The sequence below is a fragment of the Citrobacter sp. TBCS-14 genome (genome assembly GCF_005280805.1).
Classification (GTDB): domain Bacteria; phylum Pseudomonadota; class Gammaproteobacteria; order Enterobacterales; family Enterobacteriaceae; genus Citrobacter; species Citrobacter gillenii.
Genome location: NZ_SZWM01000724.1, coordinates 1 through 286, shown reverse-complemented (window position 1 = coordinate 286; position 286 = coordinate 1). Strand labels below are relative to the sequence as shown.

General features: G+C 51.0%; 1 protein-coding gene. It reads left to right on the top strand.

All coding sequences use genetic code 11. From position 1 onward, the window contains the following. Positions 1-286: MFS transporter (locus FDX22_RS20940; protein WP_146717724.1), on the top strand; the 286-nt coding region annotated here is incomplete at both ends.

The window sequence follows — 286 nt, the reverse complement described above, 5'->3', positions numbered from 1 at the left end:
GCACTAACGCTCGCTACTGGATAGTGGTGATGTTGTTTATCGTCACATCCTTCAACTACGGCGACCGCGCCACCTTATCCATTGCCGGCTCTGAGATGGCCAAAGACATTGGCCTTGATGCCGTCGGGATGGGGTATGTATTTTCCGCTTTTTCATGGGCCTATGTTATCGGCCAGATCCCCGGCGGCTGGTTGCTTGACCGCTTTGGTTCAAAACGTGTTTATTTCTGGTCCATCTTTATCTGGTCCATGTTTACCCTGCTGCAGGGCTTCGTCGATATCTTTAG